Here is a 15,920-nt window from a genome sequence, read left to right on the forward strand (position 1 = left end):
GTCAGGCCGCTCCTTCGGTCGTGACGAGTGTCATGTAGGGCTCCCAGGTGTCGATGTAGACGGCACCGTTGGGATCGCCGGTGTCCTTGCCCCAGAGTTCTTCGGCGGTGAAGCGGACGGTGTAGACGTGCTCGGGCGCGTCGCCTCCGCCGTTGCCGGCGCTGTCGGGATAGATGTACGTGCCGTGCGCACCGGTGATCACGCCGGTCCGCCCACGGATGTAGCCGGCCCGGCGGGTGTGACCGGTCGGGCTGTCGTGCGCGATCCGCACCACGTCGCCGACCTTGAACGCGGCGACCTTGTCGGACTCCCGCGCGGCCGACGCCCCTTCCCAGACCGCGGTGTTGATGAAGTCGAGGAATTCCTGGTCGTCCCGCTGCGGCAGCGGAGCGTCCGGGTTCTCCAGGTAGTGCTTGGTTCGCTCGGCCAGTTCCGCCGGGTCGATCACCCCGGCCTTCTCGGCGAAGTGTTCGGCGGCGTGCATCCAGTGCTCGTAGTAGTTGGACATCAGGTACTCGGCCGGGTCCATCTGCTCCATGGCGTGCCGGAACTGGTCCACGTTGAACATTCCGGCCCGGAAGCAGGAGATGAACAGGGCGAACGCCGGTTTCTCCCACTCCGCGCGGTAGACCGGCTCGTTCTCCTGCGTCACGACGGGTCCCATCCCGTCGGTGCCGCCGAGGTCGAAGACTCCGTTCATGTGCTGCTCCCTGTGCTGACGGCGACCGGGGGTGCGGGGAACCCGCCGACCGCCTGTTCGTAGGTGTGTGCGACGCGCAGCACGGTGGCGTCGTCGAAACGCCTGCCGGTGATCATCAGGCCGGCGGGCAGGCCGTCGACCTGTTCGGTCGGCACGCTGCACGACGGGTGGCCGGTCACGTCGAAGGGTGCGGTGTTGCCGATCATCGACAGCGCGGTGTGCAGATAGTCCGCCAGCGAGACGTCGGCCGGCGGAATCTCCTTGGCCGTGTACGGCACTGTGGGCATGACCAGCACGTCGTACTGGTTCAGAGCTTCATCGTAGGCCGCGCGGATCTCGGGGACGAGGCGGCGGGCCATGCCGTAGTACTTCCCGCCCCCGGTCTCGAAGGTGTATCGGCCGGAGAGTCCCACGAGCTTCACGGTCTTGGAGAGAGTCGAGCCGTACTCGATCCGTCCGCGGGCGTAGTGGGCGATCAGCTCCGGGTCGTAGAAGTCGTCGGCGTTCAGGCCATAGGCGTTGCCGTCGATCATCTGGTAGGCCGCGCCCTCGGTACCGATCACGTTCCACACGTGCAGGGCGTCCGTGTGCCAGGGGATGGACACCTTCTCCACGGTGAGTCCGGCCGAGCCCAGCACGTCGATGGCGGCGCGGACGGCATCGTCGACGCCCGGATCGGAGAACGGTGTGCCGAACCCCTCGGTGACGACACCGACGCGGAGCCCTGACGCGGGCGCGGCGAGCACCGCCAGGTAGTCGACCGGCGGGATCACGTCCGGCTGGCGCGGGTCGAATCCGTCGGTTCCGGCCAGCACACCCAGCATGGCGGCCGCGTCGGCGACGGTGCGGGTCATCGGGCCGACATGGTCGATGGTCCGCTCGATGGGGAACGCGCCGGTGTAGGGGACCAGGCCGTGGGTGGGTTTGTGCCCCACGATCCCGCAGAACGCGGCCGGCATGCGGATCGAGCCGCCCTGGTCACCGCCGAGGGCGAGATCGACCTCTCCGGCCGCCACGAGCGCGGCACTGCCACTGGACGAACCGCCCGTGGTCCGGCTCTCGTCCCACGGGTTGCGCACCGGCCCCGGCTTCGAGGTGAAGCTGGCGCCCGAGAAACACAGGTCCTCGCACACCGCCTTGCCCGCGATCGTCGCGCCGGCGTCGAGCAGCCGGCGTACGGCAACGGCGTCGACGCGCGGGACGAAGCCCTCGACGGTACGCGAGCCGTTCATCATCGGTACGCCCGCGACCGCGACGTTGTCCTTCACCGCGACCGTACGGCCGGCCAGCGGGCCCTCGGACGACTCGTTGACCGAGGTCTTCACGTACCAGGCGCCCAGCCGGTTCTCCTCCGGGGAGGGCGACGTCCAGGAACGGTCCGGGACAGGAGGAGCCGTCCGCTCGTAGAGCTGCTCGACCGCCGCCGAGGAGGCAAGGGTGCCCGCCACCGCGGGCACGAACTCCTCCAGCTCCTCTGCGGACAGCCCGAACTGAAAATACTTGTCGATTGCCGCGAGACGAGCGGCATCAGGGGTGGGGAGCGATGACAATGGACGACTCCTCTTTCGTATGCCTCGGGTCGGGGGATTCGAGGTCTTGTGTCGTGGGACAGGTCATTCGGATGTGTCACGGACGAGCACGCAGTCCCCGCAGACGGGGCCGCGCTCGCCCGGCGTGACCTGGTGGAGCAGACAGCAACTGAGCCGCTGGAACCGTCCGGCCTCGTCGACCGTGCCGGCATCGCCGAGCGGTGGCCGACGCATCAGCGCCGCCGCGATGTGCCGGGTCTTCGCGCTCTCCTCAGGGCGGATCTCGGTGAGGAGAGACGCCGCGCTGTTGACGACCGAGGCCACGTTGCCCCACAGCACCCGGGGCGACACGCCCAACTCCTCGACCGCCGCGGTCAGTTCCCGCACCGGTCCGTCGATCACTCGCTCGGACATCAGCGCCGCGACGCGGTCATTGCCCGGCTGGGCAGGAGGCGGCGCGGACGGGACGGGAATCGAGAGGGGAACGGGTCCCCCGAGTACGGGCTGCCACCAGGTCGAGGCGAGGTTCAGGTCCAGTACCTGGCCGGTTCGTACGGCCAGGGCCAGCGCCGGTGCGATCAGACGGGCGACAAGGCCGAGATGAGCGAGCGAAGCGGCCGCCTTCGGGTCGACCGAACGCCCGGGTATCCCGCCCAGCGCCGCCAGTTCCCGGCCGACCTGAAGCACCCAGTGCCTCAACGCCGCCCGGTTACCGGCCAGTTCACCAAGCTGATGCCATGGTGGCGCGGCGATCGCGTCGGGTGCGTGGACGTCCGTTCCGAAAAGGGGGCCGAGGCCGCTGAGCGCGTCGGTCACCGTCTTCTCGGCGTACGTCACACACCTACCGGTGTCCGGTCCACCGTGGCGATACGGCCAGGGGTGAGCAGCCGCTCGGCCAGCGGTCCGAACAGCAGCCCGATGGCCGCCCAGAGCAGGATCTGCGCGCCCACCGTGTACATCCGGAACGCGGACAGCACGTCGGCCGGGAACCCGTCGTAGACGATGGTGCCGTCGGTGTCGCGCAGGGCGAACGGGGTTTCCGTCGCGTGCCCGCCGTGTCCGAAGGACGGCAGGATCGCCATGACGACGCCGATCACCAGGATGAACGTGCCCCCCGCGACCAGGCTGGCATTCCAGTTCCCCAGCCGCGGCGCCAGCTGCCGGCCCAGCCGGACGGCGACCAGCAGGATGGCCACTGAGCCAGCGACCATGATCAGGTACATGCTGCCGCGGTTCACGATCGTGTCGTGGTCCCCGACCGCCGGCGGGTTGGCCGGATACTTCAGGAAGGGCACCAGGTAGATGCCCAGCAGCCCGGCCCCCGCCAGAAGCAGCGCGAGCGTACGAGGCCGGAGCTTGCCCACCCGGCCCACTGACACCGTGAAGACCACGGCGAACAGCGCGCCCATCGCCACCCCGAACAGGATCATCCCGACGCCCATGCCCAGGTCGGCCTGGATCGTACGGCTGAACAGTTCGGCTTCATGCTCGTGCGTCGACAGGCCGGCCGCAGCGTCCAGAGCGGACTGTGCGGCGTCGCGGCCGCTCTCGTAGTTGATCGCCGCCTCGACCTGCGGCTCCACGAAGATCCGGGTGAACACGGCAGCCAGCAGTCCGGCCAGGGCACCGATCAGCATGCCGCGCAGGATCAGTCGTCTCTCCATGCTCCCCCTCCTTCCTTTCGATTCCGCTCGCGCGGTCAGTGACAGGGGAAGCCGAGGGAGTGGCGGGCGTCGTGCACGAACTCGTGAATGTGCATGTCGTTTCCGAACACGGAGACCATGCCCTGGTCGACACCGATGAAGTAGTAGAGCGCCAGCGCCATGAACATCGTGCCGGTGAGCAGCAGGGCCGACTTGGAGGCCGACAGCACGGACGGGGACGCGGCCGATGGCGCGTGGTCAGCAGGAAGGGCAGTCACCAGAGGCCTCCTCGCGGGGATCGTGATCCCGGCTGGAACGTGTGGACAGGCCTCAACCTAGGCTCGCTTGAGCCAATAGGTCAATATGTGTTGACGTAACGCCTAAGTTAAAGGGTGCCTGCGTGAGCGGGACCCTCGCCTCACACGGTCAGGCGGACCGGATGCCCGGTTCGGTGGTTCCCGCCTCTGCCTCGGTCCCGGCCGCGCGCCCGGCGTCGGCGAGGGCTCCCTGGAACAGCGCGTGCAGCGTGGCGAGGACGTCGCGTGCGGGGCCGGAGGAGTCGATCGAGTAGTGGCGGAAGCGGCCGGCCTTGCGTTCGGTGACCAGGCCGGCGGCTCGCAGGACACGTAGGTGGCTGGACACGCCGGTGCGGCCGATGCTGTTGATCTGCTCGGCCAGCTCACCCACGGTGCACTCCTCGCGTTCGGCCAGCACGCCGAGGATCTGGCGGCGTACCGGATCGGCGAGTGCGTCGAAGGCCAGGTCTGCAGGCACCTGTCATCGCCCTTTCCATTGGTCAGTGACGGTTGACATGTGTAAGCGTAGCCCACGGTGCGCGACCAGGAGGAGGTGCTCCTCCGCGAACGCACACTGGGTCACAGCACTTCGAAGGTCATACCGACCGCGACCGCCAGATGGGATTCGTACTGAGGCCGCAGCCTGATCGCCTCCGCGGGGGTGGGGTTGTCGGGCCGGGAGTCCAGGCTCGTGGTGGACAGAAGGCCGCTTCGTTCGAGGCCGGCCAGGAGGTGCACACCGTCGTAGCAGTGTTCCGCCCACGAGTTGAGGACAGGGGACTCGTCACCGAAGGTGAAGCGGTACTTGTCGTTGAGTTCCTGGTGACGCGGTGATTCGAGGGACTCGAACGAGTGCGAGGTCGAGTAGAGATTGGCCGACCGGTCGCCACCCAGTGCGTACAGGACGTTCTCCTCAAGGCTGCCGGAGAAGCGGACCAGGGCCTTGTCGAGGCCCCGGGCTCTGATGGCGAGGAGCGTGGTGCTGAGGTCACGCCCCGGCATGTTCACGATGACGCCCCGGGCGCGGCTGCGGACCAGCTCGTCCATGAAACGCGGCATCTCCCGGCGCACCGTGGCGAGGGGCAGCAGTCGGTCGAGGACGACCCTTCCCCCGGCGGCCTCTATGACCGCGCGCGCCGAGTCGCGCATGGCGCGCGGCCACACGTAGTCCGTACCGACGATCGCCCATTCGTTGACCTGCCGTTCGGCGATCACTCGTGCGAGCCCGGCCGCCATCACCTGAGGCGGCTCACCGGAGCAGTAGAAGCCGGACAGCCGGCGAGCGTCCTCGTGTCCCGGCGTGAACACGTAGGGCACAGGATGGTGCGCGAGAGCGCACTCGATCTCCTCCAGGACGTCGCTGGTGTGCAGGCCGACAAAAGCGTCCACCGCGTGACTGTGGGCAAGGTCCGCCACGCGCTCGGCCACGCGTCGGGGCGGTCCACCCGAGTCGACGAGTACGAACTCCAGCCCCCGGTCGAAGGACGTCGCCGAATTCTGCAGCTCTCGGCCGGCCAGCGTGACAACTTCCAGGGCAGAGGGCCCCGCCAGCCCGATGACACCGGACATGGGCAGCACCAGCCCCAGCCGGAGTCGACGGGGGTCGGCGCCTTCTATCATGGCTTCCAGGCCGTCGAGTAGCCTGACGCCATACGACATAACCGGCATGCTACCGCTCGGTGAGTGCGAGGAAAGGGGCATGTCTGTGGACCAGTCGGACCTCGCGGTGGGCACGGACGAGGTCGAGGCGCTCGAACAACTGCTGAACGCGGCTCGCCTGCTGACTCGCGGCCTCAACGAGATCCTGGCCGAGGACGGCCTCACCGTCGACCTGTGGCGCATCATGCACGTCCTGGCGAAGCGACCGGGCCTGCTGATGGGCGAGGTCGCGAAGAGTCTGACGATCCCCAACGCCACGACGACGCGACTCGTCAACCAGCTGGTGGATTCGGGACTGGCCTACCGCAAGCCCCACGTGGACGACAGCCGCAAAGCGGTCGTGTACCTGTCGCGCACCGGTCGGGAGCGACTGGCGCGAGCCACGTCGCTCGTCGGGGCGAGGAGGTCGACGCTGCCGGCCTTCGCACATCTGCTGGACGCTTCCGACATGGCGGCTACGACGCGGTCAACTGCAGCCCCGTAGCGGTCGCCTCGGTGACGTACATGTGCTGCGTGACCTGGTCGCTCTCGTCGAGAGTGACGGTGCCACGGGGGAGTTCGAAGCGCCCCGGACGTATGGTCTCGGCGATCAGCTTCGGTGCGTCCGCGCCGACCTGCCGTGCGGCGGACCACCAGATGTGTACCGCCCCGAACACCGACTCACTGAACGTCGACACCGGCGGGGCCCAAGGACCGAAAGTGTCCCGGTATCGGCGCAGGAGGCCGGCGTTGCCCGCCGTCGCTATCTGCTCGACATAGCCGGAGACCGTGTAGAGGCCGGGCGCGGCGTCGGCTCCCACGTGCGCCAGGATGGACTCGTCCAGGGCGGGGGCCAGGGTGACGCACTGGTCCCGCAGCCCCATCGCGTGGCACTGCCGCTCGAAGGCCACGGCGTCCGCGCCCACGAACGTGGACAGCACGATGTCCGCGCCCGAGGCGGTCACCGCGTCGATGAGCGGGGTGAAGTCACGCGTACCCAGCGCGGCGAACCGCTCACCGGCCACCTGAGCACCGGAGCCGGCCAGGACCCGCCGCGCCGCCGCGTGCATGCTGCGAGGCCAGCAGTAGTCGTTGCCGGCCAGGAACCAGCGTCTTCCGCCGGCCGCCCGCATAAGCGGCTTCGCGGCGGCGGCAAGCTGGTCGTCCGGCCGCTCACCGAGCTGAACGCGCAGCGGACCGGTGCCGCCGCCCTCGTTCATCACGGTGTGCATCACGAGCACCTCGGTCTTGGCGAGCGCCTCGGAGACCGCGAAAAAGGTGGCCGAGGTCGTACAGACCAGGATCGTGCGACAGCCGGCCCTCACCAGCCGCCAGGCCTCGGCGACGCCGACAGCGGGGTCCGTGGCGTCGTCCCCGACCATCAGCTCCACCGGGCGGCCCTGTACACCGCCCTCCGCGTTGATCTCCTCCACGGCGAGCGTCGCCATGTGGTCTGCCGCGGCGGCGAACAGGCTCCCCAGGCCGGACTTGCTGGTCAGCAGGCCGAGTCTCGGATTCGGGGAGGTGGCGCGACCGGTCGGGAACCCGCGGCGGCGCATCAACCACTCAAGGCCGGACTCGTCGAGCTCGGCGAACAGCCGCACTCTCGTCCCGCCGCGCTCGGGGTCGAAGCGCAATTTGATACGTCCCCGCCAGGGCTGGTCGTGCAGAATCTCGATGCGGCCGCCGTCACCGCCGGTGCGGCGGATCTGGCCGCGTCCCGGCGAGGGCGGGCGCACCTTCGTGATCCGGCCGATGATCTCCGCCACGTCGGCGACCGGACCGCCGAGCGGGGCACGCATACTCACCGCCGCGCCCACGGCGACGCGGTCGCACACGGCGTCGAACACCCAGCCTGCACCCGTGCCCGCTCCGAAGAGGCCGAACGTCGCGAGCGGCGGGGCGGCGGTCCATTCCTCGGCGGGCAGCACCAGTGCAGCCATCACGTCACCTCATCACCCGGAGCGGATGTCGGAGCGCTCGGCGTTGGCGAGGGCGCTCCCTTTCAGCCAACCGCCACCATAGCGACACCCCACATCGGTATTTCCGTATGGAAATGTATGAGGGGGTTATTTCCGACGTGTGTCCCGCCCGTCACGTCCTAGTCTCCCACGCATCCTCGCTGTTGGATCGAGGTGTTGGAGCGGATCGGGCGAGGACAGCTGATGGAAACCGGAAGCGCACCGGCGGCCAAGGGTGGCCGCATGCTCAGCGAGCACCCCGTCGCAGCGGAGTTCCACCCCACACTCAACGAGTCACTGACGCCGGACACCGTTCCCTACAGCGGGAGGGAGAAGGTCTGGTGGCAGTGCGGGAAGAATCCCGAGCACGCCTGGGACGCGACGCCGAACAACAGGACAAAGCCGACAAGGCCCTCAGGCTGCCGTTACTGCCGAGGGAAACGCCTCGGTGATGAGGTCCCCTTCGAGAGGAGCCTGGAGGGCCGCTTCCCGGAGACAGCCGCAGAGCTCGACGTGGAGCGATCCGGCTTCACCGCCAGTGAAGTCCTCTACGGAGCGAAGACCGAGGCATGGTGGAGGTGCCCGAGGCCGTTCGGGCACCCGGACTATCCCATGCTGGTAAACAGTCGGACGAACCCGGGCCAGAAACAAGGCTGTCCGTACTGTGCGGGGAAACGTCTGTCGCCCGAGCGATCGCTTGCCTCCGTTGCACCCTTGGTCGCCGGGGAGTTCCTGAGCCCGGTCAACGGCACGACTCCCGAGGAGATCTTCTCCCAGGACAACCGGCGATACGTCTGGAAGTGCTCGACGATCCCCTCCCACCGTTGGGCAGCGAGCCCGAACAATCGGGTCGGGAAGAACTCCGGGTGTCCCTACTGCAGCGGTGCCCGAGTCTGGGAAGCCAATCGGCTCGGTGACCTCCGTCCGGACCTGGTGGAACAGTGGGACGGCGACCGCAACGGTTCGCTGACTCCCTGGACGGTCTCCGTCGGCTCCAGTCGCAAGGTCCACTGGAAGTGCCCCGGAGGAGAAGATCATCGCTGGCGGGCGCGTGTCCACAAGCGCGTCGCGGGTCAAGGCTGCCGGTTCTGCGCTGGTCACGAGGCTTCGGAAACCACCAGCCTGCTTGCCCTGCGGCCGGACCTGGCGGCTCAACTGGATGCCGAAAAGTCCGGCATCAGCGCTGCCGAGTTGACCCTGGCCAGCAATAGGGAGGTGCACTGGATCTGTCCGGTCAGTCCTGACGAGCACACCTGGCCGGCGAAGGTTCTCAACCGGACTCTCAACGGCACTGGCTGCCCGGACTGCAACCTGCCCGGCACATCCGCCCAGGAAATCAGGATCGCCGCTGAACTCGGCACAGTGCTCGACGTGGACTTCGGCCGCCACATCATCCGGACGGGAGAGCGCGTCGAGCGGGTGGACATCTACATCCCCTCGCTGTCACTGGTCCTCGAGTTCGACGGTTCCTACTGGCACGAGAGCACAGAAGAGACCGACGCGGAGAAGTCGCGTCGGCTTCGGACTGTCGTCAGGCACGTGGTCCGCATCCGGGAGCATCCCCTTGAGCGCCTTGATCCTGTTCACGATGTTGTCGTGCCCTTCCAGGCCGCCCCGGAGACGGCAGCCCGCATCGTGCTGGAACACCTTGTCGGTCTCGCGGTCATCCCCCACTCCGCAGTCGAGGACTATCGCCGGCTACCGGGTCCGCGGGCAGCTGACCGCGCAGAGCAGATCCTGGCGGACCTTCGTATTCGTGCCCGCGACCGGAAGAGCATCAAGGGCCAGGTGAGGCATCCGGACCGCGCCCAGTGACGACCGTGGCGATCGCCGTCTCTCCGGCCGCGGGCGATCGGCCTCGCCCGGCGCCGGGCCGATGTCCTCTGCGCCACACATCCACTACCCGGCGGCCCCGGTCAGTGTGCACTTGGCCAGGCGGCCTTCCTGCATGACCAGCACCACGTTCGCCGGGTCGCCGAGTACGTCGACGTCGGCGACCGGATCGCCGTCGCACACGACGAGGTCGGCGGTCTTGCCGGGTTCGATGGTGCCGAGGGTCTCGTCCAGCCCCATCAGCTGAGCGGCGTTCAGCGTTCCGGCGCGGATGACGTCCAGCGGCGACATGCCCAGTTTCACCATGTGGCCGAGTTCTTGGAGGTTTTGGGCGTGCGGGACGGCGCCCGCGTCGGTGCCGAGGGCCACCTTCACTCCGCGCCGGACCGCCTCGCTCAGCCGCTCGATGGCGGCGTCGGCCATGCGCATCTTCTTCTCGTACGCCTCGGCTGTGTAGCGTTCCCGCCCCATGTGGAAGGTCGACAGAGTCGGTACGACGAACGCGCCCTTCTCCAGCATGAGATCGATGCCCTCGTCGTCGATGAGATAGCCGTGTTCGATGCTGGACACGCCTCCGCGCAGGGCGTTCTTGATGCCCTGCGTGCCCTGCGCGTGTGCGGCGACGGGCCGGCCGCGATGGCGTCGGGTCTCGTCCACGACCGCCGCTATCTCCTCCACGGTCAGGCCCTCGTCCTCGGGCTGGTCGCTCGGGCTGTTCACGCCACCCGTCGCGCAGATCTTGAGGACGTCGGCACCGTCGTGGAGCAACCTCCTCGTCGCCAGCCGGACCTGGACCGGGTCGTCCGCCAGTTCGCTGAAGGGCTCGGGGAGGGCCGCCGACGGGTCGAAGCCGCTCGGCAGACTGAAGTCGGCGTGTCCGCCGGTGTGACTCATCAGCCGCACCGCGACGTGCAGTCGAGGCCCCTCGATCAGGCCCTGCGCGACCGCGTCCCGATAGCCGGCATCGATGCCGCCGAGGTCCCGTGCCGTCGTGATGCCGGCATGCAGCGTCTCGCGCATGCGCCGCGCCCGCTCGAAGACGGTGACCGTCGGCCGGTTGGTCAGCAGCCGTCCTCTGAAATCGGCGTTGCTGTCCATGAGGAAGTGCACATGGCAGTCGAAGAAACCCGGCAGCAGCGTACGTCCAGCGAGATCGATGACCGTCGCGGAGTCGGTCTCCGGCTTCGAGGCCTGCGGACCGACATAGGTGAACCTGCCGTCCTCCACCACGACGGCCACCGACTCGACGGGGGCGGCGCCGGTCCCGTCGATCAGGCGGGCGTTGGTGAACACAGTGGGGCCTGGTGATCGATGGTCGCGGTTCTCGGTCATGTCCTACTCCTGTCCCGCGAGAGGCGCGGTGTCATAGATTCCGGTCCGTTCCCCGACTCGTTCGCCGACCTGTCTGCGAACACCGGCGGTCGCAGCGCGGCCCAGGGGCGCTCCACCTCCAGCTGCGCCGCGACGGAGACCAGCAGGTCCTCCCGCCCATAGGCCGCCGCGAGCTGGATTCCGATGGGCTCGCCGGACTCGGTCAGCGTCGCGGGCACCGCGATCGCGGGTTGCCCGGTCGTGTTGAACGGCGCGGTGAAGGTGAGTACGTCGACCGACTTCTGTAGGCCGTCGACTTCCTGCCACGGCCAGCCCACCGGCTTCGGTGGCGTGGCGAACACCGGGCTCAGCAGCAGGTCGAACTCCTGCCACCAGTCCGCCATGGAAGCGCGCAGCCGCTCCTGCCAGACGAAGGCGTCGGCGAGCTCCAGTCCCGTGATCTCCCGCCCACGCCGCAGCCAGAACCGGGTGACGGAGTCGAGGTCGTCCGGGCCGGGTCGCTCACCGAGTTCCGCGCTCAGCGTCTCGACGGTCTGGACCGCGGTGACGCTGAGCGCGTCGAAGAGCGCCTTCAGGCACATCGGATCCAGCATCGGTTCGGGATGGGCCTCCTCGACCTCGTGTCCGAGCCTTTCGAGTATCCGGGCGGTGTCCAGCACAGCGTCCCGTACGGGCTTCACGACCTGCGGGGCGTGGTCGGGCGTCCGGGCGAGGACACCGATCCGGAGCCGCCCAGGGTCACGGCCGACCATCGCCGCCAGGCCGCCCGGCGGAAGAGGGGCGGGGCCGCCCCGGTCGCCCGGCGCACCGCCGCTCACCGCGTCGAGCACCGCCGCGGTGTCCCGTACGGTCCGGGTGACCACCGCCGGAACGCTGTGTCCCCACCGGTCGGGCCTGCCCGGGCCCGCGCTGATCCGCCCGAGGCTCGGCTTCAGGCCGACCAGATGGCAGAACGCGGCCGGCATCCGGATCGAACCGCCGCCGTCGCCTCCCTGCGCCACGGGCACCATGCCCGCGGCAACCGAGGCCGACGCGCCGCCCGAGGAGCCACCGGACGTCAGATCCGTACGCCAGGGATTCCGCGTGACGCCGTGGACGCTGCTCTCGCTGACCGAGAGCAGGCCGAATTCCGGGGTCGAGGTCTGGCCGACGACCACGAAGCCGGCTGCCCTGAGCCGTCGGTTGATGACGGCGTCCTCCCTGGCGACGCGGCGGTGCCGGGCCACCCACGCGGACCCGTAGTTCGCCGGGTCGCCCTTGCTGTCGTTGAGCGCCTTCACCAGCGTGGGCACACCCGCGAACGGGGCGTCCTCGCGGATGCGGTCCGCCTCGGCGAGCGCCTGCTCGTACCGTCGGTGAGTGATGGCGTTGATCTGCGGATCGGTCGCTTCGACGCGCTCGATGGCGGCCTCGACCAGCTCTCTCGGTGACGCCTCACCCCGCCGGACCAGGTCCGCCTGGGCCACGGCGTCCATGGTGGCCGGGACCTTCATGCACGTACCTCCTCGTCCGCGGTTTGGGCGTCTGCGGGGAAGTGACAGGCCGCGGCGTGCCCCGCCCGAACCGTGGACAGCTCCGGAACCTCCGCCCAGCAACGGGATGCGGCCTTGGAACACCTGGGGGCGAACGCGCACCCTTCGGTTTCCGCCCGCTTCTCGTGCGGTGCCTCGTCCGCCGGGCTCGTCGCGCCGGACTCGGGCCGGTCGCGCGGGTCGGCGGACGGGACGGCGTCCAGCAGCGCCCTGGTGTACCAGTGCGCCGGCGAGGCGAAGAGCGCTTGCGCCTCCGCGATCTCCACGACCCGGCCCGCGTACATCACCAGCACCCGGTCCGAGACGGCCTGGACCACCGCGAGGTCGTGGGAGATGAAGACGTAGGTCAGGTCCTCCGCCCGCTGGATCCTGAGCAGCAGATCCAGCACCTGTGCCTGCACGGAGACGTCCAGCGCCGAGGTCGGCTCGTCGAGGACCACGACCTCCGGGCGGGCGGCGACCGCGCGTGCGATGGCGATGCGCTGCTTCTGACCGCCGGAGAACTCGTGCGGCAGCCGGCCCGCGGCCTCCGGCGGCAGGCCGACCTCGGCCAGCACTTCGTCGATCCGCCGACGTGCCTCTGCGCCCGTCACGCCGCTCGTGGCCAGTGGCTCGCGCACTGAAGTGGCCACCCGCAGCTTCGGGTTGAGCGAACCCGACGGGTGCTGGAACACCATCTGCACGGCACGCCGGAAAGCCCTCAGCCGCTTGCCCCGGAGCCCGCTGTAGTCGGTACCGTCCTTCTCCAGCCGTCCCGAGGTCGGTTGGTCCAGCCGGACCAGCATCTTGGCGAGGGTGCTCTTGCCCGAGCCGGATTCACCGACGACGCCCAGTACTTCGCCCCTGCCGACGCTCAGCGAGACGTCCCTGAGCGCATGCACGGTATGGCCGTTCGAGCGGAAACCGCGGCTCAACCCGTCCGCCACGAAGAGTGCGGAGCCGTCCGTATCGGCCGTCCCCTGGGGAGTTGCGCTCCCGTCCGGCCCGTTCACGGACTCGGGCCGGACCCGTTTGCCCAGAGTGGGCACCGAGCCGAGCAGCATCTTCGTGTACTCCGAAGCCGGACGCAGCAGTACGTCCTCCGCGCTGCCGGTCTCGACGATCTCGCCGTCCCTCATGACCGCAACCCGGTCCGCGGTCTGTGCGATCACGCCGATGTCGTGCGAGATCAGCAGGATCGCGACCCCGAACTCGTCGCGGATCGTCCGCAGCAGCCCCAGGATCTCGGCCTGCACCGTGACGTCCAGCGCTGTCGTCGGTTCGTCGGCCAGGAGCAGCCGTGGTTCGCCGGCCAGTGCGAGCGCCATGGCCACGCGCTGTCGCAGTCCGCCGGAGAGCTGGTGCGGATACTGGCGTGCCCTGCGCTCCGGTTCCGGCACACGCACCCGGCGCAGCAGCTCGACCACCGCCTGCCGCCGTGCGTCTCCCTTCAGGCCACGGTGCCGCGTCAGCACCTCACCGATCTGCCGGCCGACCCGCATGCTCGGGTCCAGCGCTCCCATGGCGTCCTGGAAGACCATCGCGACCTCGCCGCCGCGCAGCCGCATGAGCGCCTTGTCGTCCGCGGCCGACAGGTCGGTGCCGCACACCTCGAACAGTTCGGCGGTCACCTGTGCCTGCTTCGGCAGCAGTCCGAGGCAGGCCATCGCCACGGAGGTCTTGCCGCTCCCACTCTCGCCGATCAGGCCGACGATCTCTCCGGCCCGCACCGTCAGGTCGACCCCGCGGACGCTGGCCGGCGCCGTACCGTACCGGACTCCGAAGTCACGGAATCGCAGTACGGCTTCCGCGCGGGACTCGTCGTCGTTCTCCGTCTTCCCCGTGCCGTCCACCACCGTGGCGTTCATCGTCGCTCCGTCATGCGATCCACGCGTTCTTGAAGAACATGCGCGTACTGGATGCCTCGGTCTCGAAGCCCGCCAGCTTGCTGGACCAGACGTCGTACACCGTGGGTGCGGCGTACGGGACGAGCATGTACGCCCGCTCCGCCACGTACTGGTTCAGTTCCTCGTACATCTTGCTGCGGTCCTGGTCGCTGTCGGCCTTGTGGATGGCGTCCGACATCCGCTGCCAGAGTTCCGGGTCGTCGACCTTCGTCGTCTTGCCGTTCTTCTCGAACCACAGGCTCAGGTATTGACTGGCGTCGGCGTTGAGGGAGGACGTCAGCTGCATCATGTCGGCGTCCCAGTCGCCCGACAGCAGGTTGCTGATCAGCTGCTCGAAGGGGACCTGGGCGATGTCCACCGTCACGCCGATCTTCGACAGCTGTTCCTTGATGAGCTGCGCGGTGGCGAGCTTGTCCGGCCGGTTCGACCGGATCGCCAGTTTGAGCTTCACGCTGCCCGCCCCCGATTCGGCGAGGAGCTGCTTCGCCTTGGCCGGGTCGTACTGGGTGTTGGGCAGGTCGGCCTTCTCGCCGGACAGGACCGGGTCCCCGGCCGGGACGACCCCGGAGACGACGCCGGCTCCCTGCGCCCCGATGCTGATCAGCTGGTCCCGGTCGATGCCGAGACTGATCGCCTGCCGCACCTTCTCGTCGGCCAGCGGGCCGTCCAGGGTGTTCAGGCCGAGCCAGTAGGCGCCGACGTTGTATCCGTCGCCCACGCTGAACCTGCGCTGCTTGAGCGAGGCCGCGTTCTTCGGCAGGCTGACCTGGGTCGTGTCCACGGTGCCCGACTGCAGGGCCTGCACCCTGGTGGCCTCGTCGGGTATGACCCGGTACTCGATCTGGTCGATGTACGGCTTCGGCTTGTCCCAGTAACCGTCGAACCGGACGGTCTTGATGAGGGAGCCTTCCCGGAACTCCGCGAGCTTGTACGGACCCGTCCCGTTCTCCTGCGTCTTGAGGTCGTCGGCCGAATGGGACTTGACCCACTGTTCGCTGACGATGCCGGCACTCCACGGCTGGGCGAGCAGGTGCAGCAGGGACGACTGCGGCTGGGCCAGCGTCACCACGACCTTGTCCGCGCTCGGCGCGGTCACGTCCTTGATGTTGTAGAGCGCCGCGTACGGCGAGTGCACCGTGGGATCGGCGATCCGCTTGAGGCTGAATGCGACGTCACTCGCCTTGAGCGCCTGACCGTCGTGAAAGGTGACGTTGCTGCGCAGCGTGAACTCGTAGCTGGTCGGCGTCGACTGCTTCCACGAGGTCGCCAATGCCGGCTTGAGGGTGCTGCCGTCGGGTCCCAGTGAGAGGAGGCCTTCGTAGAACTGTGCGGCCATGCGTTTCGCGTCGAACGCCTGGGCAAGGATGGGGTCCAGCCCGCTCAGCGGCTGGCTCTCGTCAGCGACGACGAGGGTGCCGCCACGGTGCGGCTTGCCGCTTCCCGTACCGGACTGCGTCTGCCCACCGCCTCCGCAGCCCGAGAGGGCCATGGAAGCGGCGGTGATCGCCGCCAGGGTGAGCGCCAGTCTCCTGACCGGCTTGAGTGATGTCATGGTGAGGCCTCTTTCTTT

14 protein-coding genes are annotated in these 15,920 nt (G+C 68.8%); 2 read left to right on the forward strand and 12 right to left on the reverse strand.

Annotated features, from left to right (window positions below):
* Nucleotide 1: 1 nt before the first annotated feature.
* The 7 genes from nthB to ACWCRB_RS04815 all read right to left on the reverse strand — a co-directional run bounded on the left by nthB (nucleotide 2) and on the right by ACWCRB_RS04815 (nucleotide 5,827).
* Complete coding sequence (nthB, locus tag ACWCRB_RS04785) at nucleotides 2-700, reverse strand: nitrile hydratase subunit beta (RefSeq protein WP_450994643.1); 699 nt, start codon at nucleotides 698-700, stop codon at nucleotides 2-4.
* Complete coding sequence (locus tag ACWCRB_RS04790; RefSeq protein ID WP_450994644.1) at nucleotides 697-2,250, reverse strand: amidase; 1,554 nt, start codon at nucleotides 2,248-2,250, stop codon at nucleotides 697-699. The genes nthB and ACWCRB_RS04790 overlap by 4 nt, the downstream gene beginning before the upstream one ends.
* Before the next feature lie 63 nt (nucleotides 2,251-2,313).
* Nucleotides 2,314-3,066 (reverse strand): (2Fe-2S)-binding protein, encoded by a 753-nt coding sequence (locus ACWCRB_RS04795; RefSeq protein ID WP_450994645.1) that lies wholly within the window; start codon nucleotides 3,064-3,066, stop codon nucleotides 2,314-2,316.
* Nucleotides 3,063-3,893, reverse strand: coding sequence for a CbtA family protein (locus tag ACWCRB_RS04800; RefSeq protein ID WP_450994646.1), 831 nt, complete (start codon nucleotides 3,891-3,893; stop codon nucleotides 3,063-3,065). Before ACWCRB_RS04800 ends, ACWCRB_RS04795 begins: the two co-directional genes overlap by 4 nt.
* Nucleotides 3,894-3,928: 35 nt before the next feature.
* Entirely contained in the window at nucleotides 3,929-4,150 is a 222-nt protein-coding gene (locus ACWCRB_RS04805; protein ID WP_450994647.1) for a CbtB domain-containing protein, read from the reverse strand.
* Between the two features lie 148 nt (nucleotides 4,151-4,298).
* Complete coding sequence (locus ACWCRB_RS04810; protein ID WP_450994648.1) at nucleotides 4,299-4,646, reverse strand: ArsR/SmtB family transcription factor; 348 nt, start codon at nucleotides 4,644-4,646, stop codon at nucleotides 4,299-4,301.
* Between the two features lie 101 nt (nucleotides 4,647-4,747).
* A complete protein-coding gene (locus ACWCRB_RS04815) occupies nucleotides 4,748-5,827 on the reverse strand; it encodes an ABC transporter substrate-binding protein (protein ID WP_450994649.1) in 1,080 nt (359 codons plus the stop codon).
* Nucleotides 5,828-5,867: 40 nt separating this feature from the next.
* On the opposite strand from ACWCRB_RS04815, the gene ACWCRB_RS04820 reads away from it, so the two are divergent.
* Nucleotides 5,868-6,311: a MarR family winged helix-turn-helix transcriptional regulator gene (locus tag ACWCRB_RS04820; protein WP_450994650.1), complete on the forward strand. Its 444-nt coding sequence runs from the start codon at nucleotides 5,868-5,870 to the stop codon at nucleotides 6,309-6,311.
* Here the strand turns inward: ACWCRB_RS04820 and ACWCRB_RS04825 are convergent.
* Nucleotides 6,283-7,749: a substrate-binding protein gene (locus ACWCRB_RS04825; protein WP_450994651.1), complete on the reverse strand. Its 1,467-nt coding sequence runs from the start codon at nucleotides 7,747-7,749 to the stop codon at nucleotides 6,283-6,285. The genes ACWCRB_RS04820 and ACWCRB_RS04825 overlap by 29 nt on opposite strands.
* A 261-nt stretch (nucleotides 7,750-8,010) precedes the next feature.
* Here ACWCRB_RS04825 and ACWCRB_RS04830 point away from each other — a divergent pair, with 261 nt between their 5' ends.
* Entirely contained in the window at nucleotides 8,011-9,582 is a 1,572-nt protein-coding gene (locus ACWCRB_RS04830) for a zinc-ribbon domain-containing protein (RefSeq protein WP_450994652.1), read from the forward strand.
* A gap of 84 nt (nucleotides 9,583-9,666) precedes the next feature.
* Here the strand turns inward: ACWCRB_RS04830 and ACWCRB_RS04835 are convergent, their stop codons facing one another.
* From ACWCRB_RS04835 to ACWCRB_RS04850, 4 genes are read right to left on the reverse strand one after another with little or no spacing between them, the layout of a single operon-like run.
* Nucleotides 9,667-10,932 carry an amidohydrolase family protein gene (locus ACWCRB_RS04835; RefSeq protein WP_450994653.1) on the reverse strand — a complete coding sequence of 422 codons (1,266 nt, stop codon included), beginning with the start codon at nucleotides 10,930-10,932 and terminating at the stop codon, nucleotides 9,667-9,669.
* Nucleotides 10,929-12,425 carry an amidase gene (locus ACWCRB_RS04840; protein WP_450994654.1) on the reverse strand — a complete coding sequence of 499 codons (1,497 nt, stop codon included), beginning with the start codon at nucleotides 12,423-12,425 and terminating at the stop codon, nucleotides 10,929-10,931. The genes ACWCRB_RS04835 and ACWCRB_RS04840 overlap by 4 nt, the downstream gene beginning before the upstream one ends.
* Nucleotides 12,422-14,311, reverse strand: a complete 1,890-nt coding sequence (locus tag ACWCRB_RS04845; protein WP_450994655.1) for a dipeptide ABC transporter ATP-binding protein — start codon at nucleotides 14,309-14,311, stop codon at nucleotides 12,422-12,424. Before ACWCRB_RS04845 ends, ACWCRB_RS04840 begins: the two co-directional genes overlap by 4 nt.
* Before the next feature lie 10 nt (nucleotides 14,312-14,321).
* Nucleotides 14,322-15,902 (reverse strand): ABC transporter substrate-binding protein, encoded by a 1,581-nt coding sequence (locus tag ACWCRB_RS04850; protein WP_450994656.1) that lies wholly within the window; start codon nucleotides 15,900-15,902, stop codon nucleotides 14,322-14,324.
* Nucleotides 15,903-15,920: the final 18 nt, after the last annotated feature.

This window comes from Streptomyces sp. NPDC002156 (genome assembly GCF_053593675.1).